Origin of the sequence: Streptosporangium sp. NBC_01639 (genome assembly GCF_045209755.1) — a bacterium.
In the GTDB taxonomy this organism is placed as follows: Bacteria; Actinomycetota; Actinomycetes; order Streptosporangiales; family Streptosporangiaceae; genus Streptosporangium.
The window spans coordinates 5,085,230-5,108,762 of sequence record NZ_CP109272.1 but is presented as its reverse complement, the minus strand read 5'-3'; the positions used below and the strand labels follow the sequence as shown (position 1 = coordinate 5,108,762).

General features: G+C 68.4%; 16 protein-coding genes and 1 riboswitch. Of the genes, 5 read left to right on the top strand and 11 right to left on the bottom strand.

What is annotated here, in order from left to right; all coding sequences use genetic code 11:
• Positions 1-16: 16 nt before the first annotated feature.
• Both OHA77_RS23325 and OHA77_RS23320 read right to left on the bottom strand, forming a co-directional pair.
• Positions 17-415 (bottom strand): cold-shock protein, encoded by a 399-nt coding sequence (locus OHA77_RS23325; protein WP_326826156.1) that lies wholly within the window; start codon positions 413-415, stop codon positions 17-19.
• Between the two features lie 441 nt (positions 416-856).
• Complete coding sequence (locus OHA77_RS23320) at positions 857-1,501, bottom strand: HAD family hydrolase (RefSeq protein ID WP_326826157.1); 645 nt, start codon at positions 1,499-1,501, stop codon at positions 857-859.
• A 278-nt stretch (positions 1,502-1,779) separates the two neighbouring features.
• On the opposite strand from OHA77_RS23320, the gene OHA77_RS23315 reads away from it, so the two are divergent.
• The 5 genes from OHA77_RS23315 to OHA77_RS23295 all read left to right on the top strand — a co-directional run bounded on the left by OHA77_RS23315 (position 1,780) and on the right by OHA77_RS23295 (position 10,011).
• On the top strand, positions 1,780-2,403 hold the full coding sequence (locus OHA77_RS23315; protein WP_326826158.1) for a helix-turn-helix domain-containing protein: 624 nt from the start codon (positions 1,780-1,782) through the stop codon (positions 2,401-2,403).
• 101 nt (positions 2,404-2,504) lie between these two features.
• A complete protein-coding gene (locus tag OHA77_RS23310; protein ID WP_406311629.1) occupies positions 2,505-4,886 on the top strand; it encodes a helicase-associated domain-containing protein in 2,382 nt (793 codons plus the stop codon).
• Positions 4,887-5,032: 146 nt separating this feature from the next.
• A complete protein-coding gene (locus OHA77_RS23305) occupies positions 5,033-5,617 on the top strand; it encodes an MgtC/SapB family protein (protein ID WP_406311628.1) in 585 nt (194 codons plus the stop codon).
• 149 nt (positions 5,618-5,766) lie between these two features.
• Positions 5,767-7,413 (top strand): DNA repair helicase XPB, encoded by a 1,647-nt coding sequence (locus OHA77_RS23300; protein ID WP_406311627.1) that lies wholly within the window; start codon positions 5,767-5,769, stop codon positions 7,411-7,413.
• A gap of 579 nt (positions 7,414-7,992) precedes the next feature.
• Positions 7,993-10,011: a HelD family protein gene (locus tag OHA77_RS23295; protein WP_406311626.1), complete on the top strand. Its 2,019-nt coding sequence runs from the start codon at positions 7,993-7,995 to the stop codon at positions 10,009-10,011.
• A 332-nt stretch (positions 10,012-10,343) separates the two neighbouring features.
• Here the strand turns inward: OHA77_RS23295 and OHA77_RS23290 are convergent, their stop codons facing one another.
• The 9 genes from OHA77_RS23290 to OHA77_RS23250 form a co-directional block, all read right to left on the bottom strand.
• Complete coding sequence (locus OHA77_RS23290; protein WP_406311625.1) at positions 10,344-11,549, bottom strand: beta-propeller fold lactonase family protein; 1,206 nt, start codon at positions 11,547-11,549, stop codon at positions 10,344-10,346.
• Positions 11,550-11,859: 310 nt separating this feature from the next.
• On the bottom strand, positions 11,860-13,485 hold the full coding sequence (gene groL / locus OHA77_RS23285; protein WP_406311624.1) for a chaperonin GroEL: 1,626 nt from the start codon (positions 13,483-13,485) through the stop codon (positions 11,860-11,862).
• Between the two features lie 341 nt (positions 13,486-13,826).
• Positions 13,827-14,027, bottom strand: a complete 201-nt coding sequence (locus tag OHA77_RS23280) for a cold-shock protein (protein WP_184754294.1) — start codon at positions 14,025-14,027, stop codon at positions 13,827-13,829.
• Positions 14,028-14,345: 318 nt separating this feature from the next.
• Positions 14,346-14,621, bottom strand: coding sequence for a MoaD/ThiS family protein (locus OHA77_RS23275; RefSeq protein WP_326826164.1), 276 nt, complete (start codon positions 14,619-14,621; stop codon positions 14,346-14,348).
• A gap of 22 nt (positions 14,622-14,643) precedes the next feature.
• Complete coding sequence (gene thrC / locus OHA77_RS23270) at positions 14,644-15,936, bottom strand: threonine synthase (RefSeq protein WP_406311623.1); 1,293 nt, start codon at positions 15,934-15,936, stop codon at positions 14,644-14,646.
• A 14-nt stretch (positions 15,937-15,950) separates the two neighbouring features.
• Positions 15,951-16,091, bottom strand: a riboswitch (SAM riboswitch).
• Between the two features lie 415 nt (positions 16,092-16,506).
• Positions 16,507-18,021 carry a S1 family peptidase gene (locus OHA77_RS23265; protein WP_406311622.1) on the bottom strand — a complete coding sequence of 505 codons (1,515 nt, stop codon included), beginning with the start codon at positions 18,019-18,021 and terminating at the stop codon, positions 16,507-16,509.
• 287 nt (positions 18,022-18,308) lie between these two features.
• Positions 18,309-19,790, bottom strand: a complete 1,482-nt coding sequence (locus OHA77_RS23260; protein WP_406311621.1) for a S1 family peptidase — start codon at positions 19,788-19,790, stop codon at positions 18,309-18,311.
• Between the two features lie 295 nt (positions 19,791-20,085).
• A complete protein-coding gene (locus tag OHA77_RS23255) occupies positions 20,086-21,585 on the bottom strand; it encodes a S1 family peptidase (RefSeq protein WP_406311620.1) in 1,500 nt (499 codons plus the stop codon).
• A gap of 309 nt (positions 21,586-21,894) precedes the next feature.
• The gene (locus tag OHA77_RS23250) at positions 21,895-23,394 is read right to left on the bottom strand and encodes a S1 family peptidase (RefSeq protein ID WP_406311619.1); all 1,500 of its coding nucleotides are present in this window, start codon (positions 23,392-23,394) and stop codon (positions 21,895-21,897) included.
• Between the last annotated feature and the right edge of the window lie 139 nt (positions 23,395-23,533).

The following is a 23,533-nucleotide window of genomic DNA, read 5'->3' as shown; positions in this document are numbered from 1 at the left end:
GGCGTCCGGGGGAAGGTCAGTCGTCCAGGTCGTCGGCCACGGCGCGGAGCACGGCGGCGATCTGCTTGGCGTGCGCGGCCTCGGGATGCTTGCCCTTCTGGTAGGACGTGGAGACCGCGTCCAGGAGCTTGATCAGGTCTTCCACGATGACGACCATCTCGTCGGGCTTCTTGCGCTTGCCCTTCGGTTTGGCGGCCTTGGCGAGCGTAGGGGGCTGGTCGATCACGCGGACCGAGAGCGCCTGCTGGCCGCGGCGCCCCTCCGCCACGCCGAACTCGACCTTCTGGCCGGGCTTGAGCGCGTCCACGCCACCGGGCAGCGCGGAAGAATGCACGAAGACCTCACCGCCGTCGTCGCGGGTGAGGAAGCCGAAACCCTTGTCGGCGTCGTACCACTTGACCTTGCCACTCGGCACAGGGGTGACCTCGTTCAGACTGTCGTGAAAAGGAATGGATGTAGGTTATGCCCAGCAGACGCCGAGAGCGACCGTCTATTTGGCCGCGAATCGCGAAGCGCGATTCTCCGGTCGTGGGACATTAAACGCGCAGCCCATTTGACCTGGCGTTTCAGATATCCGGCGGCTCCATCTGATCTCACCGGGTCCTGAATCCCGCACACCCGCGCGGTGCGGCCGGGCCTGTCCGGCCACGGCGGCGGTGACCCGCCGAAACATCGTCTTCGGACCTGCCGGAAACGCTCCGCCGACCAGGTGCGGCGAAACGGCTGCGGAAACCCGCCCTTCGACTACGCGGCAGAGGCCGGCGGGTGCGGCGAAGCGCCTGCGGAAACCCGCCCTACGGCTACCCGGCAGAGGCCGGCGGGTGCGGCGAAGCGCCTGCGGAAACCCGCCCTACGGCTACCCGGCAGGGGTCGGCGCGGGTGCGGCGGGGGTCCGCCAGCCGTCGAACCAGTCGGCGAACTCGGTCAGATCGCCGAGCACCACGTCGGCCCCGTGATCGCGCAGCTCTCCGACCGGGTAGACGCCCGTCGCCACCGTCACGCTGACCGCGCCCCCCGCCCGCGCCGCCTCGATGTCGGCGACGTGGTCTCCGACGTAGGCCGTCGCGCCGAACCTCGCGAGTGCCGGGCCCTTCGCCGCCGCGAAGACCGATCCGGCGACCTCGTCCACGTCCAGGCCGAGGAACTTGACGGTCCTGGCAGCATCAAGGGTGTTCTTCCCCGTCACCACGATGATCCTGCCGCCGGCCCGCCGTACGGCCTCGACGGCCTCGATCGCACCGGGCATGAGGGTGGTGGCGGGAACGGCCATCGAGGCGTACAGCGACCGGTAGAGGGCGGCGGCCGCGGGGACCTCCTCGGGCGGGAGCCAGTTGGCCAGCTCCCACTCCAGCGGCGGCCCCAGCCTCGCCACCACGACGGCGCTGTCGATGGGAACGCCGATGCGCTGCGCCACCTCGTCGTAGACGGCGGCGATGCCGGCACGCGTGTCCGCGAGCGTCAAATCCAGGTCGAACCCCACCGAACTCATCCGGTCGCTCACCGCTCCTCATCCGTTTCGCAGAAAATGTCCCCCACTGTCGCTCAAAGAGTGCCAAGTCCGGAAACAGGGGTGATCTCCGGCCGCCGTGCGCGGCCCACCCGCCGGGAAACCCTCTCGGGGGCGCCGCGGGGGAGGGTGGCCCCTGGCCGGGGACCTCGGTGACGGCTCAGCGCCCGCCTGCCACACCGCGTCGGCCTGTCACCACATGCATGGTACGACGCGCTGAGAACCACCAGTTACCGACTGGATAGGGTCATAAAGGAGGTATCACCCGAGAAATGACCAGATCGACACGCGAGCGGATCGTCGACGAAGCCCTGCGCCTGTTCGCCGAGCGAGGTTACACGGCGACCTCGGTGGCGGAGATCGAGGCCGCATCCGGACTCTCACCCGGCGCCGGAGGGCTCTACCGGCACTTCCAGTCCAAGTACGAGGTACTGACGGCGGCGGTGAACGAGCACGCCGCACGGACCCGGGCGCAGATCGCCGCGGCCCTGACGGAGCTGGGCGCCGCCGGCTCCCCGGCCGGCGTCGAGGAGCGTCTGGCGGACCTGTGCGAGGCAGGACTGGCCAAGGTCCGTGAGGAGAGCGAGCTGACACGCGTCTTCTTCCGTGATCTGAGCCGGTTCCCCGAACTGGTCGCGGTCGTCCGGGAGGGCCTGCTGCAGCCCATGTTCGACGCGATCACCACCTGGTTCCGCACCCAGCCGGAATACGCCGAGGCCGACCTGGACTGGCCCGCGATCGGCGCGGTACTCGGCGGCGCGGTGGTCCACTACCGGCTTTTCCAGGAGACCGTGGGCGAGCCGCCCGGCCACACCGAGCGTGATCGCTTCGTCGCGTCCTGGGTGCGCCTGGCCCTGGGCCTGCTGCCGCGACCGGCCGTCCAGGTGATCGACTGAGCCGGTGGAAGCCACTTCGTCCCGCTGTTCACGGCCTGTCGTGAGAAAACCTGCTTTCCCCGAGCCCCGCACTGTCGGTAAGGCCTCCTACCATTGACGGAATGAGCACGGAGTTCACCGAGTGGCTGCGCAGCCGGAGCGACGACCAGTTGCGGGCCCTCGTCGCCGTGCGACCCGAGCTCATCACCCCGGTCCCGGCGCACCTCGAAGGCCTGTCCGGGCGGGCGAGCAGCCCGTCGGCGGTCGGCCGCGTGCTCGACCGGCTCGACCTGTTCACGCTCTCGGTCATCGAGACGCTGGCCGTGCTCCCGTCGCCGATCACCGCCAAGGCGCTGTGCACCCAGCTGTCCCGCGCGCTGCGAAGATCGCCGGATGCGACGTTCCGGCGCACGCTCAAGGAGACGGTGGAGCGGCTGCGGACCCTGGCCCTGGTCTACGGGCCCGACGGTGCCCTGGCTCCGGCCCCCGGCGTGCGGGAGATCCTCGAAACGCCCGCGGGGCTCGGCCCGCCCGTGGTGGAGGTGTTCAGGCACCACCCCGCCGAGCGCCTTGCCGAGCTGGTCCAGGACATCGGCGACGGCGCCGAGGTCACGGGCGACGGCACGAAGGAGACCCTCGCCGCCCTGCTCGGCGACCCCGGAGTGGTCGGCCGGCTGATCCAGGACGTCTCACCCCAAGCGCGGGCCGCGCTCAACGAGCTGACCTGGGGCCCCCCGAGCGGCCGGGTGCCCAACGCGCGCCGGGAGGTGCGGGCCGCCACCGCCCAGTCGCCGATCGAGCAGTTGCTCTCGCGCGCACTGCTCGGCGCCACCGGCGAGGAGACCGTCGTCCTGCCGCGCGAGGTCGCCCTGTTCCTGCGCGACGGCCGGATTCACCAGGACCTCTCCCCCGTCCCGCCCCCGCTGGAGGGCGCCGGCCGCGACCGGAAACTCGCCGACCGCACGGCGGCGGGACAGGCGTTCGCGTTCACCCGCGCGGTGGAGGAGCTGTGCGAGCGCTGGAGCTCCGACCCGCCCGGGGTGCTCCGCGGCGGCGGCCTGGCCGTACGCGACCTGAAGCGGGCCGCAGGCCTGCTCGACCTGCCCGAGTGGGCGGCGGGACTGGTCATCGAGGTGGCGCACGCGGCCGGGCTGGTCTCGGCGAGCGGCACGGTGGACGGCGACTGGCTGCCCACCCCCGCCTACGACGCCTGGCGGGTGAAGGGCACCGAGGACCGCTGGACGGTGCTGGCCACGACCTGGCTCACCATGGACCGGGTGCCGGGCGTCATCGGCGAGCGCGACGACCGTGACCGGCTGCTCAACGCCCTCCACCCCGACCTGCGCCGTTCTTCGGCGGCCGAGGTCCGCACCACCACACTGGGCATGCTCGCCGTCGCCGGGCCCGGCCTGTCCCCCACCCCGGAGTCGGTGCGCGAGCGCCTGGCCTGGGAGCAGCCCCGCCGCCGGGGCGGGCAGCGCGACCAGCTGGTGGAGTTCACGCTGCGCGAGGCCGAGCAGCTCGGGGTCACCGGCCTCGGCGCGATCGTCGACCACGGCCGCGCCCTGCTCCCCGGCGGCGACCGCGCGATGTCGGCGGGCCGACTCCTGGCCCCGCTGCTGCCGGAGCCGCTCGACCATGTGCTCCTCCAGGCCGACCTGACCGCCGTCGCCCCGGGGCCGCTCACCAGTGACCTGAGAAGGTGGCTGGCGCTGGCCGCCGACGTGGAGTCCACCGGAGGCGCGACGGTCTACCGGTTCGACGAGCGGTCGATCCGGCGGGCGCTGGACGCGGGCCAGAGCGCCGACGAGATGCTGGCCATGCTGGAGCGGCACTCGGCCACGCCCGTCCCGCAGCCGCTCGGTTACCTGGTCACCGACGTGGCCCGCCGCCACGGCCGGATGCGCGTCGGCACGGCGAGCGCCTACGTGCGCTGCGACGACCCCTCGCTGCTGGACGAGGTGATGGCCGACAGGCGCGCGCTTCCGCTGCGGCTGCGGCGGCTCGCCCCCACCGTGATCGCCTCCAAGACCACCCGGCCGACCCTGGTCGACTCGCTGCGCGCGATGGGTTACGCCCCGGCGGCCGAGTCCCTGGACGGCGATGTGATCATCACCCAGCTCGACGTCCGCAGGACGGAGGGCCAGCCGCTCGTCCGGCCCCCCGTCACGTTCAACGGGCTGGAGGCCGACGTCGTGGCTGCGGCCGTCCGCGCCGTCCGCGCCGGCGACGCCGCCCACCAGGCACGCCGCGCCCCCGTCGACGCCCCCGGAGGCCAGGTCCCCCGCTCTCCCGCGACCGCCACCATCGTCGCGCTGCGCGAGGCCATCCGGCAGGGTTCCCAGGTCTGGATCGGCTACCTCGACTCCCAGGGCAACGCCACCAGCAGGATCCTCGAACCGGCCAGAATGGAGGGCGGCTATCTCACCGCCTACGACGAGACACGCGCGGCGGTGCACCGCTTCGCCCTGCACCGCATCACCGGCATCGCGGACATCAACTGACCTGTTCCCCTCTTCCGCCCGAGCGGCCCAGAGCCCGGTGAACCGCCCCGGCCATCCGTCCAGACATGGTCACGCCCCCATGTGGCGCAACCTCATATCGTGATATTTCTTAATGTTTTCCACCCAACCGAAGTGAGAGATCTCCAGTGAGCAGCGGTCACCCCGAGGGTCCCAGCACGAATCCGGATGACTGGAAGAGCCCTTACAGCACGGGTCCCAACCCCAACCAGAATCCCGGGTACGGCCAGCAGCCCCAGGGCTACGGCTACGAGCAGCCCGGCCAGGGCTACCAGCAGCCCGGCTACGACCAGGGTTACGGTCAGCAGAACCAGGGCTACGGGCAGCAGGGCTACGGCCAGCCGGGCCAGTACGGCCAGGGTTACGGCGAGCCCGGTCAGTACGGCCAGGGCTACGGCGATCAGCCCTATGGGCAGCAGCCCGGCTACGGCTACGCGGCACCGCCGCACAAGAACAACGACGGCGTCCGGACGCACGCGATCGTCGCGCTCGTCATCAGCATCGTGCTGGCCCTGAGCTGCTACATCAGCCTCGGCGGCATCGCCGGAGCCATCATGTCCGGCATCGCGCTGGGCAAGGTCGAGAACGACCCCAACGGCGCCAGGAAGCTCCTCAAGTGGGTCTGGATCGGCATCGGCATCAACGTCGCCCTGGTCGTCCTGGGCCTCGGCGCCTTCATCGTCGCGGGTGTGAACGGCGCGTTCGACAACTGAGCGGTCCGGGACTGTCCGGAGGCTCATCTCTGTTGGACATACGGGGGACGGGGAGCAAAGGTCCGGAAACGGACCGGCGGGTTCCCCACACGGGTGCGACCATGGGGTCACCCGCCGTACACGGCCTGCCGTACACAAGGGAGAAGTCTTTGACTGACGGACCGTTGATCGTTCAATCTGACAAAACCCTGTTGCTCGAGGTCGACCACGTCAAAGCCGACGAGTGCCGTAAGGCGATCGCACCCTTCGCCGAGCTCGAACGCGCCCCCGAGCACGTGCACACCTACCGGATCACCCCGCTGGCCCTGTGGAACGCACGGGCCGCCGGGCACGACGCCGAGCAGGTGGTCGACGCGCTGATCGGCCACAGCCGCTACCCGGTGCCGCACGCGCTGCTGGTGGACATCGCCGAGACCATGGCCCGGTACGGCCGGCTCCGGTTGGAGAAGCACCCCGTCCACGGGCTCGTGCTGACCAGCACCGACCGGGCCGTGCTGGAGGAGGTGCTGCGCTCCAAGAAGATCCAGCCGCTGCTGGGCGAGCGGCTGGACGCCGACGCCGTGGCGGTGCACCCGAGCGAGCGCGGCAACATCAAGCAGCACCTGCTCAAGCTGGGCTGGCCGGCCGAGGACATGGCCGGATACGTCAACGGCGAGCACCATCCGATCGAGCTGGCCGAGGACGGCTGGCAGCTCCGCTCCTACCAGCGGGAGGCCGCCGAGGCGTTCTGGCACGGCGGCTCGGGCGTGGTCGTGCTCCCCTGCGGCGCGGGTAAGACGATCGTGGGTGCGGCGGCGATGGCGCACGCCAAGGCGACGACGCTGATCCTGGTGACGAACACGGTCTCGGCGCACCAGTGGAAGCAGGAGCTGATCAAGCGGACCTCGCTCACCGAGGACGAGATCGGCGAGTACACCGGCACCAAGAAGGAGATCCGGCCGGTCACCATCGCCACCTACCAGGTGATGACGACCCGCAGGCAGGGCGTCTACCGTCACCTGGAGCTGTTCGACGCCCGCGACTGGGGCCTGGTCGTCTACGACGAGGTGCACCTGCTGCCCGCGCCGATCTTCCGGATGACCGCCGACCTGCAGGCCCGGCGGCGGGTGGGGCTGACCGCGACGCTCGTGCGCGAGGACGGCCGGGAAGGGGATGTGTTCTCCCTGATCGGCCCCAAGCGCTACGACGCGCCGTGGAAGGAGATGGAGAACCAGGGCTGGATCGCCCCGGCCGACTGCGTCGAGGTGCGGGTGACGCTGAGCGACGAGGAGCGGCTCGCCTACGCGATGGCCGAGTCCGAGGAGCGTTACCGGTTCTGTGCGACCACGCCGTCCAAGAGCCGGGTGACCGAGGCGTTGGTCCGCCGGCACCCGGGTGAGCAGGTGCTGGTCATCGGGCAGTACATCGACCAGCTCGATGAGCTCGGCGAGCACCTGAACGCTCCGGTGATCAAGGGAGAGACGAAGATCAAGGAGCGGGAGCGGCTGTTCCAGGCGTTCCGCGACAAGGAGATCCAGGTCCTGGTCGTCTCCAAGGTGGCCAACTTCTCCATCGACCTGCCTGAGGCCGCGGTGGCCATCCAGGTGTCGGGCACCTTCGGGTCACGGCAGGAGGAGGCCCAGCGGCTCGGTCGCGTGCTGCGACCCAAGTCGGACGGCGGTGGGGCGCGCTTCTACTCGGTGGTCAGCCGGGACACCGTCGACCAGGATTTCGCGGCGCATCGGCAGCGTTTCCTGGCCGAGCAGGGATACGCCTATCAGATCATCGACGCGGACGACGTGCTCGCCGAGGAATGACGTCACCCGGCGGACACGTCGTCGTCTACGTCGATCAGGTCCACGAAATACCGCGGTTTTTCGACAAGGAAACCACCCCCTCGCTGGGCCACGACGACCATTAGCGGCATACCCCATGATCCACCGAAGATCACCGGATTTAATAGGGTTTTTCGCTATTTTGCAGCAGAATCACGGAGGGTATCAGGACACTTACCGAAGGTCCGCCCGGCGGGTCCCGAGGATCCCGAAACGGCCGCCGGGAAAGACCGAGAACGGTGAACCCGCAAGATGCCGGAGCGCTTCTCAGCACGATGGGCCGTGGAGGGCTCTGCGGGCAGGCTCCCTCATATTCCGGCCACTCCTCGCCGCGACCGGCCGCGGAGAGCCCTGCGGGCAGGCTCCCTCGTATTCCGGCCGCTCCTCGCCGCGACGGACCGCACAGAGCCCCTTACGGCGGGGCCCTTCGCATTCCGGGCCGTCCCAAAGTGATCTTCTTCCGCGATTAATCCTTTTGAGCGCGCCGAAGTCACCGGTAAGCTGTTCGATTCGCTGCCTGACGACCACCACCTCCGTTTATCGAATGGGAGGCGCTTTCGCGTGCCCGCACATCAATCGGCCCCCGACATAACCGACGACCCGGCCGAGACGCTCGCCGCCGAACGCGAGCACCTGGCCACCTCCAGGGCCGCCCTGCGCGCGATGCGCGAACACGCCCGGTCCCTCTCCTCCGACGCCGCCGGCGACTGGGTCTCACAGCAGATCCTGCAGGGGCTGCTGGACCAGCGGGTGGCGGCGCTCGCCGACCACTCCGGCACTCCCCTGTTCTTCGGCCGCCTCGACCGGGCCGTGGACGACGACCTTCCCGGGACCGTCTACGTCGGGCGCCGGCACGTCCACGACGAGCGGAGCCGTCCCCTGGTGATCGACTGGCGGGCCCCGGTCTCCCGGGCCTTCTACCAGGCCAGTCCGTCAGACCCGATGAACGTCGCGCTCCGGCGCCGGTTCGGCTACCACGGCGGCGACCTGACCGCCTACGAGGACGAACCGCTCGGCCAGGGGGTCACCCTGCAGCACAGCAGGATCCTCACCGACGAGATCGAGCGACCCCGCTCCGGCCCGATGCGCGACATCGTCGCGACCATCCAGCCCGACCAGGACGAGATCGTCCGCTCCGGGCTCGGCCAGACCGTGTGCGTCCAGGGGGCGCCCGGCACCGGGAAGACCGCCGTCGGCCTGCACCGGGCGGCCTACCTGCTCTTCACCCACCGGGAGAAGCTCGCCCGGTCCGGCGTGATGATCGTCGGCCCGAACCGGGCCTTCCTCTCCTACATCTCCTCCGTGCTCCCCGCCCTCGGCGAGGTCAAGGTCGACCAGACCACGGTCGCCGGGATCCTGGGCGACCACACCGCTCCCGAGGCCCCCGAGGTCGGCGCGGTCAAGGGCGACGCGAAGATGGCGCCGGTGCTCAGGCGCGCCCTGTGGATGCACATCGTCAAGCCGACCGAGGGCGTGCTGTACACCAAGGGCGTCAACCGCTACCGGGTGGCCGACCACGAGGTCCGTGAGATCGTCGCGTCGCTGCGCGGCACCACCCGTTACGGCCCCGGCCGGGCGGCTCTCGCCCAGCGGCTGGCCCATCTGGTGCTCGTCCGGATGGAGCAGCGCGGCGAGTCACCCGACGACCGGGTGCAGGACGCGGTGGCCCGCTCCAAGCCGGTCAAGCAGCTCGTGGAGGCGGTGTGGCCCAAGCTGACCCCCCAGCAGGTGCTCCACCGTCTCTTCAGCGACCCCGAGTTCCTCGCCGCCGCCGCCAAGGACGACCTCACCGCCGACGAGCAGGCCCTGCTGCTGTGGGCGAAGCCCGCCAAGTCCTTCCGCTCGGCGAAGTGGTCGGCGGCCGACGGCGCGCTGATGGACGAGCTCGGCGACCTGATCGAGCGGACCGCCGTCCTGGGGCACCTGGTCGTGGACGAGGCCCAGGACCTGTCAGCCATGCAGCTACGCGCCCTCGGCCGGCGCTGCCGTACCGGGTCGGCCACCGTGCTGGGCGACCTCGCCCAGGGCACCACGCCCTGGTCGGCCCGCTCCTGGACCGAGGTCCTCACCCACCTGGGCTTCGAGGACGGCGCGGTCACCGAGCTCACCCTGGGCTTCCGCGTCCCCCGCGAGGTGCTCGACTACGCCGCCCGGCTGCTGCCCGCCGTCGCCCCCGATCTGGCTCCGCCCCGGTCGCTCCGCCCCGGCGTGGGCTCGCTGTCGGTACGGCCGACGCCCGAGGCGACCGCGTCCCTGGTGGAGGCGGTGCAGGAGGCGCTAGCCCGCGAGGGCTCGATCGGGGTCATCGTCCCGGACGCCTCGGTCGCAGCCGTCTCGGCCGCCCTGGCCGCCCTGGACCACCGCGTGCTGAGCCCCGACTCGGTCACCGAGCACCGGCTGCTGGTCATCCCGGCGACGCTGGCCAAGGGTCTGGAGTACGACCACGTCATCGTGGTCGAGCCGGCCGACATCGTGGACGCCGAACCTCGTGGCCTGGCCCGCCTCTATGTGGTCCTGACCCGGGCGGTCACCTCCCTGACCGTCCTGCACACCCGGGAGCTCCCCGCCCAGCTCCGCTGATTCTCCGTCTCTGGGAATCGGCGACCGGCACGGGCGGAGCGAGGACGTCGAAGCGCTGCTGACCTTCCGGCTCGAAACCGCCGAAGGGACCGACCGGCGACGATCCGGCCAAGGTGGTCGCGCTCATCGAGTGCGACCCCGAGGCGGTCCTCATTTCTCATCGCCGAGTTCGACGGGGAGACGACCGGCGCCCGATGCGGCAGTGTCCCCGGCATCTCGCATGCCCGAGAGCCTCCTTCCTGCTCGCAGACTCCCCGCCTACGACCACCGCATGCTCTCCGGGATCCTTACGACGCCTGAGCGTCACACGGCAGCCATGCCCGTGTGCTCCTCTACCGGCGAGATCGCAAACTCTGGGGTGGATCCGACCAGCCCTGCCCCTGCCCCCGGGACGAGAACCCTGAGGGGTGCGGACGGCCCTTCGACCTGCGGATCTTGGCCAGCAAGGTGCCACTCTGGGAAGAGCCGCCTCCGGTTGCGACCCCGAAAGGTTCATCACCGACGGTGATGGTGGCGACGACCTCGTTGATCGCGGTGTCGATCACTGACACACTGTCCGCCCCCAGGTTGGCCACGTAAGCGCGAGCGCAGTTGGGGGAGATCGCAATTCCGAAGGGATTGCGGCCGACCGGGATGGTGGCGACGACCTTGTTGGTCGCGGTGCTGATCACTGACACGCTGTCCGTGTTCAGGTTGGTCACATAGACGTAGATCCCGTTGGAGGCTATCGCGATCCTGAAGGGGTGATCACCGACCGGGATGGTGGCGATGACCTTGTTGGTCGCGATGCTGATCACTGACACGGTGTTGGAGACCTGGTTGGTCACGTAGGCGCGAGTGCCGTTGGGGGAGATCCCGAACCCGAAGGGATTGCGGCCGACGGGGATGGTGGCGATGACCTTGTTGGTCGCGGTGTTGATCACTGACACGCTGTCGGAGTCCTGGTTGGTCACGTAGGCGCGGGGAACGCGGGAAGAGACTGCGACCCTGAAGGGATGATCACCGACGGGAATGGTGGTGAGGACCTTGTTGGTCGCGGTGTCGATCACTGACAGGACGTCCGACGCCGTGTTGACCACGTAGAGGCGGGTGCCACGGGGAGAGACCGCAACCCCGAATGGATAGTCTTTGACGAGGATGGTGGCGATGACCTTGTTGGTCGCGGTGTCGATCACTGACACGCTGTTCGTACCCTGGTTGGTCACGTAAGCGCGAGTGCGACGGGGGGAGAGCGCCACTTCAAGAGGGTTGCGACCGACCGGGATGGTGGCGACGACCTTGTTGGTCGCGGCATTGATCACTGAAACGGTGTCCGACTGCGTGTTGGCCACATAGACGAACTGCCCCGGCTTCGGCTGCGGGGCCGCTGCAGACGGGACAGCCGAAACCGCCGGTATCACCAGCCCGGCCACCACGACCACCACAGCCGCAGACGAACGGATACGAGACCGCCCGTACCCCTGAAACCGGCTCAACGGCTTCCGATGGTGATTCTCAGTCGCGTTTCTCATCCAACGTCGCAGCACCAGAACCTCCATCGACACCACAGGGTTCCTGTTCTATAGCTGCGCGACCTCGCGTACTGGAAAACGACGCACTGACTTGAACCTTCACGGCCGCCCGCCCTGTCCATTCATTGCCCGACGGAGGTGGGGACGGCCAGAATCGACATGAAACCAAACGTATCCGGCCCCTATCGACTCTTACCGTTCCGGCCAGTCCCCACCGGGCTGGTGAACGGTGTGGCGGGACGGACAACGACGAGTGACCGGCGCTACCTTCGGTGAACACGCAAAAGAGGCGGCCCCGGCACTTCGGGGTCGCCTCTTCTACGTAAAGCGGCTGGACTTAGAAGTCCATGTCGCCGCCGCCCGGCATGGCGGGAGCGGCTCCTGCCTTCTCGGGCTTCTCGGCGATGACGGCCTCGGTGGTGAGGAACAGCGCCGCGATGGACGCCGCGTTCTGCAGCGCGGAACGCGTCACCTTGGCCGGGTCGATGATGCCCGCCTCGAACATGTTGACGTACTCGCCGGTGGCGGCGTTCAGACCCTCACCGGGGGTGAGGTTGCGCACCTTCTCCACCACGACGCCGCCCTCGAGGCCGGCGTTGACGGCGATCTGCTTCAGCGGCTCCTCAAGAGCCTTCCGCACGATCGCGGCACCGGTGGCCTCGTCGCTGGTGAGCTCCAGCTTGTCGAAGGCCTTGGCACCGGCCTGCAGCAGGGCCACGCCACCGCCGGGGACGATGCCCTCCTCGACGGCCGCCTTGGCGTTGCGGACGGCGTCCTCGATGCGGTGCTTGCGCTCCTTGAGCTCGACCTCGGTCGCCGCGCCGGCCTTGATGACGGCCACGCCGCCGGCCAGCTTGGCGAGACGCTCCTGGAGCTTCTCGCGGTCGTAGTCGGAGTCGGTGTTGTCGATCTCGGCGCGGATCTGGTTGACCCGGCCGGCGATCTGCTCGGCGTCGCCGGCACCGTCGACGATGGTGGTCTCGTCCTTGGTGACGATGACCTGGCGGGCACGGCCGAGCTGGTCCAGGGTGGTGGACTCCAGCTTGAGGCCGAGGTCCTCGCTGATGACCTGGGCACCGGTCAGGATGCCGATATCGCCCAGCATGGCCTTGCGGCGGTCGCCGAAGCCCGGGGCCTTGACCGCGACCGAGCGGAACAGGCCGCGGATCTTGTTGACGACCAGGGTCGCCAGGGCCTCACCGTCGATGTCCTCGGCGATGATCAGCAGCGGCTTGCCGGCCTGCACGACCTTGTCGAGAACCGGGAGCAGGTCCTTGTTGGCGGAGATCTTCGAGTTGACCACGAGGACGTAGGCGTCGTCGAGGACGGCCTCCATACGCTCCGGGTCGGTGACGAAGTAGGGCGAGATGTAGCCCTTGTCGAAGCGCATGCCCTCGGTGAGCTCAAGCTCGAGGCCGAAGGTGTTGCTCTCCTCGACGGTGATGACGCCTTCCTTGCCGACCTTGTCCATCGCCTCGGCGATCATCTCGCCGATCTGCGGGTCGCCCGCGGAGATGGATGCGGTGGAGGCGATCTGCGTCTTCGTCTCCACGTCCTTGGCCAGCTTGGAGAGCTCCTCGCTGACGCGCTCGACGGCGGCCTCGATGCCCTTCTTCAGGGACATCGGGTTGGCGCCGGCGGCCACGTTGCGCAGGCCCTCACGCACCAGGGCCTGGGCGAGCACGGTGGCGGTGGTGGTGCCGTCGCCCGCGACGTCGTCGGTCTTCTTGGCGACTTCCTTGACGAGCTCGGCCCCGATCTTCTCCCACGGGTCCTCGAGCTCGATCTCCTTGGCGATGGAGACACCATCGTTGGTGATCGTGGGGGCGCCCCACTTCTTCTCCAGCACGACGTTACGGCCCTTGGGGCCGAGGGTCACCTTGACGGCGTCCGCGAGCTGGTTCATACCGCGCTCGAGACCGCGCCTGGCGTCCTCATTAAACGCGATCATCTTGGCTGCCATACGGCTAGACCTCCCAAACGCAGGGTGGCTTGCACCGGATCGAGCCGACGCCCGCGACGGCATGTGAACCCGCGACTCCGTTCGGCGGGTCCCATCGTCTCGATCCAGGGTTGGCACTCTCCAACGGGGAGTGCCAACGAACTGTTTAGCACTCTACCCTGCCGAGTGCAAGCGACGGCGCCCTGACCTGCGTCCAGCTTAGGACGGGAACCCGGATTGACAGCGAAGGCCCGGCGCGCCGATGGGGGCGGCGCGCCGGGCCGACACGCAGGAAGATCCGCGCGGACTGCGCTGCCACGGGATCTGCCGGCATTTCCCGACGAATGGACGGAACGGCTGCGTCAGACCGCCCGGACGGATTCCGCCTGGGGACCCTTCTGGCCCTGGGTGACCTCGAACTCGACCCGCTGGCCCTGTTCGAGGGCACGGTAGCCGTCCATCATGATCGCGGAGTAATGGACGAACACATCCTTACCACCGTCGACCGCGATGAAGCCGTAGCCCTTGTCCGCGTTGAACCATTTGACGGTGCCTTGCGCCACTTCCGACTCCTCTTACTGGACTTGAGGACACCGCCCATTCCTCTCGCGAAGTCCTCAATCTTCGAGGCATGGACATCGCCTACGTCGATCGTTATCGACCATACCTGTGAGACACCGTGGGGCAACAGAGTCAATCCGCAGACTGCTTATTTACATGCGCATTCAAGGTCGGAACCATGTTTTGCTGAGCGTTTGTTCAGTCAAAAACCAAATCACGTTCACCAGCCACATAAGTGGACTCGCGCCACAGAACACGACACCCGCACGCGGTCAGACCGGGTGCGGGTGCGGATGGAGGGGTGGTGCGGGCGCTAAGGATCAGCCTCCGGCGACCGCCGGAATGATGGAGATCTGAACGCCGGACGGCGTGGCCGTGTCAAGGTTCTCCGCGAAACGGACGTCCTCATCCCCGACGTAGACATTGACAAAACGTCGAATCTTGCCCGTTTCATCAAGAATGCGCGCGCCGATACCGGGGAAGTCGGCGTCGAGCTTCTGCAGAACCTCGCGCAGCGTCGCCCCCTCTCCGCCCACTTCGGAGGAGCCGTCGGTGTAAGTCCGGAGAATCGTCGGAATCCGCACAGAAACGCTCATAGTTCAGCACCTTTCACAATTTTTAGGCGATAGCCGTACGGAATGCGTCGAGAGACGGACGGATGACGGCGGTGGGACGTGCCTGGTCCGCCACCGCGTCGAGGGTCTTGAGGCCGTCACCGGTGTTGAGGACCACGGTCTCGGCATCGGGGTCGATCCGCCCGGAGGCGACCAGCTTGCGCAGCACCCCGACGGTGACGCCGCCCGCGGTCTCGGCGAAGATCCCCTCGGTCCTGGCCAGCAACCGGATCGCGTCGACGATCTCGGCGTCGGTGACGTCCTCCACCGCGCCGCCGGTGCGCCGGGCGATGTCCAGCACGTAGGGGCCGTCCGCCGGGTTCCCGATCGCCAGCGACTTGGCGATGGTGTCGGGCTTGACCGGGCGGATCACGTCATGACCGGCCTTGTAGGCGGCGGAGACCGGGGAGCACCCCTCGGCCTGAGCAGCGAAGATCTTGTACGGCTTCTCCTCGACGAGGCCGAGCGTGATCAGCTCCTTGAAGGCCTTGTCGATCTTCGTGAGCTGGGAGCCGGACGCGACCGGGATGACGATCTGGTCGGGGATCCGCCAGCCGAGCTGCTCGGCGATCTCGTAGGCCAGGGTCTTGGAGCCCTCGGCGTAGTAGGGGCGCAGGTTGACGTTGACGAAGCCCCACTTGTCGCCCAGTTCGTCCCCGATGAGCTCGGAGCAGAAGCGGTTCACGTCGTCGTAGGTGCCCTCGATGCCGATCAGCTTGCCGCCGTACACCGACGCCATGACGATCTTGGCCTGCTCCAGATCCGAGGGGATGAACACGCAGGCGTCCAACCCGGCCCGGGCGGCGGCGGCGGTCACCGCGCCGGCCAGGTTGCCGGTGGAGGAGCAGGACAGGGTGTGGAACCCGAAGTTGCGGGCCGCCTCCACCGCGATGGCCACCACGCGGTCCTTGAAGGAGTGGGTGGGGTTGCCGGAGTCGTCCTTGATGTGCAGCGAGCGCAGACCCAGCTCGCGGGCGAGGTTGCCAGCGTCGACGAGCTTCGTCCAGCCGGGGTTCATGTTGGGCTTGGTGGCCACGTCCGCCGGGACGGGCAGCAGGGAGCGGTAACGCCAGATGTTGGCCGGCCCCTCGGCGATCTGCTCACGGGTCACCCGCCCGAAGTCGTAGGCGATCTCCAGGGGCCCGAAACACTCGACACAGGCGAAGTCGGGACCGAGATCGTAGCGGGCACCGCACTCGCGACAGGACAGGGCAGCGGCGGGGCCGAAGCGCCGGTTGTGCGTGTCTCCGACACGACCGATCGAGGTGGTGGGGGTTACAGTGCTTGCGAGCGCCATGAAGCGAGGCCTTTCCCTCATCTTCGTCTGCGACCACCCTGGTCACAGACCGGAATTGGCACCTGTCCCGGCCGAGCTCGTCAGATCACGAGTCTGGAACCGGGAGGGTTGCCGGGGCTTCGCAGGGCCGGTCCCTCCACCCCTCTGGATGAGCAAATATTCAGTTAGGACCTGACGAGCAGGTCTTACGCACTCTACCTCGCCTGCACGCCATCCTGACCAGATGTCTCACTCTGCAAGATGCAGCGTGTTACCTGCCGGACAAGTTCGTCGGGGCCGCCGAGTTTCGCACGAACCGTTCGCACCTGCCTGGGCCTGCTCACCTCATACGGCTCCGGCTATCCGACCGTCGCCGTGGGCACCTCGCCCACTTCGGCCGGGGCGTCTCTTCCACCACCGCCGGCCTGCTCTGGCTCTCGTCCGCCGACGGAACGGACGGAGCTCCCGCCGGACGGATGATCGTCGATCGCCCGTCCGGCGGGAGTTCCGTTCCGCGGCCTCCACCGTGATCAGCACCCCGAGACTGCGGTCAGCCGTCGGGGCGACCGCAAGAGGTGGCGCCAGGGTGGGTCATGGCGCGTTGTATGCCAGGGAGTAGGCGCCGGAGCCGCTGAAGGCGGTCACGCGATAGCGGTAGTAGCCGGCCGTGCCGGTGTAGGTGATCTTCTCGTCGGGCCCCGGGCTGTCGGAGGTGGCGACGGTGGCCCAGCTCCGGCCGTCCCACCTCTGCAGGTAGAGGTCGAAGTCAGTGCCGTCGGGGCCGTCCAGGCAGCCGGAGTGGAGACCGCGGGCGGTCGATTGGTAGTAGCGGCTACCCGGCTGGTAGCCGGACTGACCACTGGTCAGCGTACCGGTGACGGTCCTGGAGTAGCCGGTGCAGGCGCCGGGGGTCGTCGTCGGCGGAGGCGGCGTCGGGGTGGCGCCACTGCTGGCCGTCAGGGTCAGTCCGTAGGCCGTGAGGATCTCGCCGACCGGCTGGAAGTAGGTGACGCCCCCGGAGGTGCAGTTCCCGGAGCCGCCGGAGGTGACCCCTTGTGCCTGGTCCACCGAGATGAACGAACCACCCGAGTCGCCGGGCTCGGCGCAGACATTGGTCCGGACCAACTCGGTGATGGTGCCCTGGGGATAGGTGACGCTGGTGTTGCGCTGCTGGATGGTGCCGCAGTGCCAGCCGGTGGTCGAGCCGGACCGGCAGACCGACGCGCCCTCGATGGCATCCCGGGAACCGGCGACGTTCACCGTCCCGCCCGTGCCGTTCTTCACCACCGGCTTGGGCGTCCAGTCGGAAGTCACCGCGACCCAGGAGTAGTCGCTGCCCGGGAAGGACGACCCCCGGAAGATGCCCTGGGGGCTCTGGTTGAAGCCGGTGGTGGTATCGCCCTCCTTACCGCAGTGCCCCGCGCTGACGAAACCGTTCTGGGTCCCCTTGGTCGCCGAGAAGCCGATCGAACAGCGGGACGCCGAGCCGATGTAATAGGCCTCGCCGCCCACCAGGTCGGAGAGCGGCTGGGGCCGCTCGACAGACGACACCACCCGTACAGCGACCGGATCCACATCGGAGGCCTGGATGACATCCTCGGTCGTCGAGGGCGCGTCGGACAGGATGACGACCTTGTTGGTCTTCACGTCGACATAGCGCACCAGCCCGCTGTCGTCGGCGGACAGCGCCGCGTCGACCTCGTCGATGATCGCGTCGAGCTGCGTCAGCGACCGGCTGACCACCTCACCCCGGGCACCCGCGGCGGCGATCTGCGAAAGGTTGTCCTGATCGGTGGTGGCCACCACGAGGGTCTGCCCGAGGTCCCCCGTGAACCAGGAGCCGGCGAATTCGGTGCCGAGCCCACTGCGGAGCCGTTCCGCGACCGGGGTCAGGCGGGTCTCGTTGAGCAGCCGGGCCTGGGCCTGCTCCCTGGTGAGATGGAGATCGCGCTGGAGCGCCTCCAGCATGCCCGGCGGCGGTTTCAGCGCGGCCGGAGCCGCCGCCGTGCCGGCCGACAGGGGGCGGGCGACGGCCGGAGCGGCCGCCAGAACAAGGGCGGTGATCGCCAGAACGCATCCGGTGGTGACGGTATGTCTGCGGGTCATCGGTCTCTCCTCGACCTCGGCTTTCCAAGCAAGAGGGGGGAGAGCGCCGCATACCACTAGTTGATCATGCGATAAGGGCAACACCACCCTAATCCAGCCGTTGCCGATCAAGACCACAGAAGCGACACGCCACGCGGGGCGCGATTTCCAGCGAGGTCCGGCGCCAGCCGGTCCCTGGCCGCTCCGGGGCTTCCTGCCGCTCCGTCAGGATCACCAATCCCAGACATCACCGGGGTGGCCTGGCAAGGAATTGACCGGAGCGGCAGGAGCGATGAAGCCCAGACGGCTTACGGCGTCTTGTACTTCAGGGTGTAGGGACCGGAGCCCACGGAGGAGGTCACCCGATAACGGTAGAAGCCGGCCGCCCCGGTGTAGCCGATCTTCTCGTCGGGCGCCGGACCATCGGAGGTGGCGACGTTGACCCAGCTTCGGCCACTCCACTTCTGCAGGTAGAGGTCGAAGTCGGCGGTGTCGTTGGCGTCCAGGCAGGCGGAGTGGAAACCCCTGGCGCTGGTTGTGTAGTAGCGGGTCGGCTGGTTGACGGACTGACCGCCGGTCAGCGTGCCGGTGACGGTCCTCGGGTAGTCGGTGCAGGCGATCGCGCCCGGTGGGTCGCCGGCGACCAAAAGCGTCAGATCGTAGGCCTTGAGGATCTCGTTGATCGGCTGGAAGTAGGTGATGCCTCCAGCGTTGCAGTCGCCGGAGCCGCCGGAGGTGACCCCTTGCGCCTGGTCCACCGAGATGAACGAACCACCCGAGTCGCCGGCCTCGGCGCAGACATTGGTCCGGGTCATCCCGGTGATGGTGCCCTGAGAGTAGGTGACGCTGGTGTTGCGCTGCCGGATGAGACCGCAGTGCCAGCCGGTGGTCGAGCCGGACCGGCAGACCGACGCGCCCTCGATGGCCTCCCGGGAACCGGCGACGCTCACCGTCCCGCCCGTGCCGTTGTCCACCGCCGGCTTGGGCGTCCAGTTGGAATTCACCGCGACCCAGGCATAGTCGTTGTCCGGGAAGGACGACCCCTGGAAGGTGCCCTGGGCGGTCCGGTTGGCACCAACGGTGGTCCTGCCCGCCGTACCGCAGTGACCTGCGGTGATGAAACCGTTCTGGGCCTCCTTGGCCACGGAGAAACCGACCGAGCAACGGGACGCGGTACCGACATAGTAGGCGTCTCCGCCCACCACGTCCCCAAGGAGTCGGGGTGCTTCGGTGGACTGCACTGCTTGCACCAGGCTCGTGTTCACACCGGTGGCCTCGATGAGATCCTCAGTGGCTAAAGGGTCTGACGTGAGGATGACGATCCTGTTGTTCCGCACGTCGACGTAGCGAACCTTCCCCCCAGCCGTTGACTGCGCTGTTTCGATGACTTGCAGGGCCCTGTCGAGTTCCGCAAGCGGCCGCTTGACGACCTCGCCCCGAGCGCCCGCGGCAATGATCTGGGGAAGGTCGGCGGGGTCGGTGGTGGTCACCACAAGAGTCTGCGCAACCGTTCCCACGAACCAGGAGCCGCCGAAGCGGTCACCGAGCCTCTGGTGAAGCCCTGCTTCGACATCCGCCAGGCGGGTCTCGTTGAGCAGCCGGTCCTGAGCCTGCTCCCTGGTGAGATGGAGATCGCGCTGGAGCGCCTCCAGCATGCCCGGCGGCGGTTTCAGCGCGGCCGGAGCCGCGGTGTCGGTCGGCAGGGGGCGGGCGACGGCCGGAGCGGCCGTCAGAACAAGGGCGGTGATCGCCAGAACGCATCCGGTGGTGACGGTATGTCTGCGGGTCATCGGTCTCTCCTCGACCTCGGCTTTCCAAGCAAGAGGGGGGAGAGCGCCGCATACCACTAGTTGATCATGCGATAAGGGCAACACCACCCTAATCCAGCCGTTACCGATCAAGACCACAGAAGCCACACGCCACGCGGGGCACGATTTCCAGCCGAACCGCGGAGACACCGCGTCCTGCCAGATCCCCGAACCGGCTCCGACGCCTCCGTTCTCTGCCGCGCCGCCAGGTCGAGCCGCAGACGTCGCCGATGTGGTCGGGTCTGGGCGACCGGAGTAGCAGGGGGAGCGTGCCGGGTCACGGCATGTTGTATCCCAGAACGTAGGGGGTGGAACGGCTGGAGGCGGTCACCCGGTAGCGGTAGTAACCGGCCGTACCGGTGTAGGTGATCTTCTCATCGGGCCCCGGACCCGCGGAGGTCGCCACGGTGGCCCAGCTCCGGCCGATCCACTTCTGCAGATAGAGGTCGAGATCGCTGCCGTCGTTGGCGTCCAGGCAGGCGAAGTGGACACCATCGGCGGTCGACCGGTAGAAGCGGCCGTTCGGCTGGTAAACGGACCTTCCCTCGGTCAGCGTGCCCTCGGCGGTGTGCGGGTAGCCGGTGCACGTGCCCGTGCTCGGCGGCGGCGGATTGCCGGCGATGGTCACCAGGCTCAGCCCATAGGTCGTGAGGATCTCGTTGATCGGCTGGAAGTAACTCACACCACCGGAGGTGCAGTCGCCGGAGCCGCCGGAGGTGACCCCTTGCGCCTGGTCCACCGAGATGAACGAACCACCCGAGTCGCCGGCCTCGGCGCAGACATTGGTCCGGACCAGCTCGGAGACGTTGCCCTGGGCATAGGTGATACTCGCGTTGCGCTGCAGGATGAGACCGCAGTGCCAGCCGGTGACGGGGCCGGACCGGCAGACCGACGCGCCCTCGATGACCGGCCGGGAACCGGCGACGCTCACCGTCCCGCCCGTGCCGTTGCTCACCGCCGGCTTGGGAGACCAGTTGCCGTTGACACTGATCCAGGCGAAGTCACTGTCGGGGAAGGTCGACGCCTGGAAGATCCCCTGCTCCCTCCGATCGGCACCCGTGGTGGTCCTGCCCGCCGTACCGCAGTGACCCGCACTGACGAAACCGTTCTGCAGGCCACGCACCACGGAGAAACCGACCGAACAGCGCGTCGCCGGACCGGCGTAATAGGCCTCGCCGCCCACCAGGTCGGAGAGCGGCTGGGGCCGCTCGGTGGACGACACCACCTGCACCGCGACCGGATCCACACCGGAGGCCTGGATGACATCCTCGGTCGTCGAAGGCGTGTCGGACAGCACGACGACCTTGTTGATCCTTGCGTCAACGTAGCGCACCAGCCCATTACGGTCGGCGGACAGCGCCGCGTCGACCTCGTCGATGACCCCGTCGAGCTGCGCCAGCGACCGGCTGACGACCTCACCCCGGGCACCCGCGGCAATGATCTGGGGAAGGTCGGCGGCGTTGGTGGTGGCCACCACAAGAGTCTGCGCAACCGTTCCCAGGAACCAGGCGCCGCCGAAGCGGTCGCCGAGCCTCCTCTGCAGCTTCGCTTCGATCCCTGCCAGGCGGGTCTCGTTGAGCAGCCGGTCCTGAGCCTGCTCCCTGGTGAGATGGAGATCGCGCTGGAGCGCCTCCAGCATGCCCGGCGGCGGTTTCAGCGCGGCCGGAGCCGCCGCGATGCCGGCCGACAGGGGGCGGGCGACGGCCGGAGCGGCCGCCAGAACAAGGGCGGTGATCGCCAGAACGCATCCGGTGGTGACGGTATGTCTGCGGGTCATCGGTCTCTCCTCGACCTCGGCTTTCCAAGCAAGAGGGGGGAGAGCGCCGCATACCACTAGTTGATCATGCGATAAGGGCAACACCACCCTAATCCAGCCGTTACCGATCAAGACCACGGCAGCCACACGCCACGCGGGGCACGATTTCCAGCCGGACGCCGAGACACCGCGCCCTGCCAGATCCCCGAACCGGCTCCGACGCCTCCGCCTTCCCCTCAAGATCAGAAGCCATATGCACCGTGCAGGCGATGCCGGAGAAGCCGAACGGAGGAGTGGTCAACGACCGGAGTAGCAAGAGAGCGTGCCGGGTCACGGCCTCCTGTATCCCAGAACGTAGGGGGTGGAACGGCTGGAGGCGGTCACCCGGTAGCGGTAGTAACCGGCCGTACCGGTGTAGGTGATCTTCTCATCGGGCCCCGGACCCGCGGAGGTCGCCACGGTGGCCCAGCTCCGGCCGATCCACTTCTGCAGATAGAGGTCGAGATCGCTGCCGTCGTTGGCGTCCAGGCAGGCGAAGTGGACACCATCGGCGGTCGACCGGTAGAAGCGGCCGTTCGGCTGGTAAACGGACCTTCCCTCGGTCAGCGTGCCCTCGGCGGTGTGCGGGTAGCCGGTGCACGTGCCCGTGCTCGGCGGCGGCGGATTGCCGGCGATGGTCACCAGGCTCAGCCCATAGGTCGTGAGGATCTCGTTGATCGGCTGGAAGTAACTCACACCACCGGAGGTGCAGTCGCCGGAGCCGCCGGAGGTGACCCCTTGCGCCTGGTCCACCGAGATGAACGAACCACCCGAGTCGCCGGCCTCGGCGCAGACATTGGTCCGGACCAGCTCGGAGACGTTGCCCTGGGCATAGGTGATACTCGCGTTGCGCTGCAGGATGAGACCGCAGTGCCAGCCGGTGACGGGGCCGGACCGGCAGACCGACGCGCCCTCGATGACCGGCCGGGAACCGGCGACGCTCACCGTCCCGCCCGTGCCGTTGCTCACCGCCGGCTTGGGAGACCAGTTGCCGTTGACACTGATCCAGGCGAAGTCACTGTCGGGGAAGGTCGACGCCTGGAAGATCCCCTGCTCCCTCCGATCGGCACCCGTGGTGGTCCTGCCCGCCGTACCGCAGTGACCCGCACTGACGAAACCGTTCTGCAGGCCACGCACCACGGAGAAACCGACCGAACAGCGCGTCGCCGGACCGGCGTAATAGGCCTCGCCGCCCACCAGGTCGGAGAGCGGCTGGGGCCGCTCGGTGGACGACACCACCTGCACCGCGACCGGATCCACACCGGAGGCCTGGATGACATCCTCGGTCGTCGAAGGCGTGTCGGACAGCACGACGACCTTGTTGGTCTTCACATCGATATAGCGCACCTGCCCGCCCTGATGTGTGGACAGCGCCGCGTCGACCTCGTCGATGACCCCGTCGAGCTGCGCCAGCGACCGGCTGACGACCTCACCCCGGGCACCCGCGGCGGCGATCTGCGAAAGGTTGTCCCGATCGGTGGTGGCCACCATGAGAGTCTGCGCGACGTCTCCCGTGAACCAGGAGCCGGCGAACTCGATGCCGAGTCTCCTGCGCAGCTGCGCCTCGACCGGGGTCAGGCGGGTCTCGTTGAGCAGCCGGGCCTGCGCCTGCTCCCTGGTGAGATGGAGATCGCGCTGGAGCGCCTCCAGCATGCCCGACGGCGGTTTCAGCGCGGCCGGAGCCGCCGCGGTACCGGCCGACAGGGGGCGGGCGACGGCCGGAGCGGCCGCCAGAACAAGGGCGGTGATCGCCAGAACGCATCCGGTGGTGACGGTATGTCTGCGGGTCATCGGTCTCTCCTCGACCTCGGCTTTCCAAGCAAGAGGGGAGAGCGCCGCATACCACTAGTTGATCATGCGATAAGGGCAACACCACCCTAATCCAGCCGTTACCGATCAAGACCACGGCAGCCACACGCCACGCGGGGCA

What these genes read in the sequence shown, in the direction of transcription:
- OHA77_RS23310 (WP_406311629.1), top strand. Translation starts at nt 2,505, where the DNA reads ATGAGCACGGAGTTCACCGAGTGGCTGCGCAGCCGGAGCGACGACCAG.
- OHA77_RS23290 (WP_406311625.1), bottom strand. Translation starts at nt 11,549, where the DNA reads ATGGAGGTTCTGGTGCTGCGACGTTGGATGAGAAACGCGACTGAGAAT.
- OHA77_RS23315 (WP_326826158.1), top strand. Translation starts at nt 1,780, where the DNA reads ATGACCAGATCGACACGCGAGCGGATCGTCGACGAAGCCCTGCGCCTG.
- OHA77_RS23275 (WP_326826164.1), bottom strand. Translation starts at nt 14,621, where the DNA reads ATGAGCGTTTCTGTGCGGATTCCGACGATTCTCCGGACTTACACCGAC.
- thrC (WP_406311623.1), bottom strand. Translation starts at nt 15,936, where the DNA reads ATGGCGCTCGCAAGCACTGTAACCCCCACCACCTCGATCGGTCGTGTC.
- OHA77_RS23255 (WP_406311620.1), bottom strand. Translation starts at nt 21,585, where the DNA reads ATGACCCGCAGACATACCGTCACCACCGGATGCGTTCTGGCGATCACC.
- OHA77_RS23260 (WP_406311621.1), bottom strand. Translation starts at nt 19,790, where the DNA reads ATGACCCGCAGACATACCGTCACCACCGGATGCGTTCTGGCGATCACC.
- OHA77_RS23250 (WP_406311619.1), bottom strand. Translation starts at nt 23,394, where the DNA reads ATGACCCGCAGACATACCGTCACCACCGGATGCGTTCTGGCGATCACC.
- groL (WP_406311624.1), bottom strand. Translation starts at nt 13,485, where the DNA reads ATGGCAGCCAAGATGATCGCGTTTAATGAGGACGCCAGGCGCGGTCTC.
- OHA77_RS23265 (WP_406311622.1), bottom strand. Translation starts at nt 18,021, where the DNA reads ATGACCCGCAGACATACCGTCACCACCGGATGCGTTCTGGCGATCACC.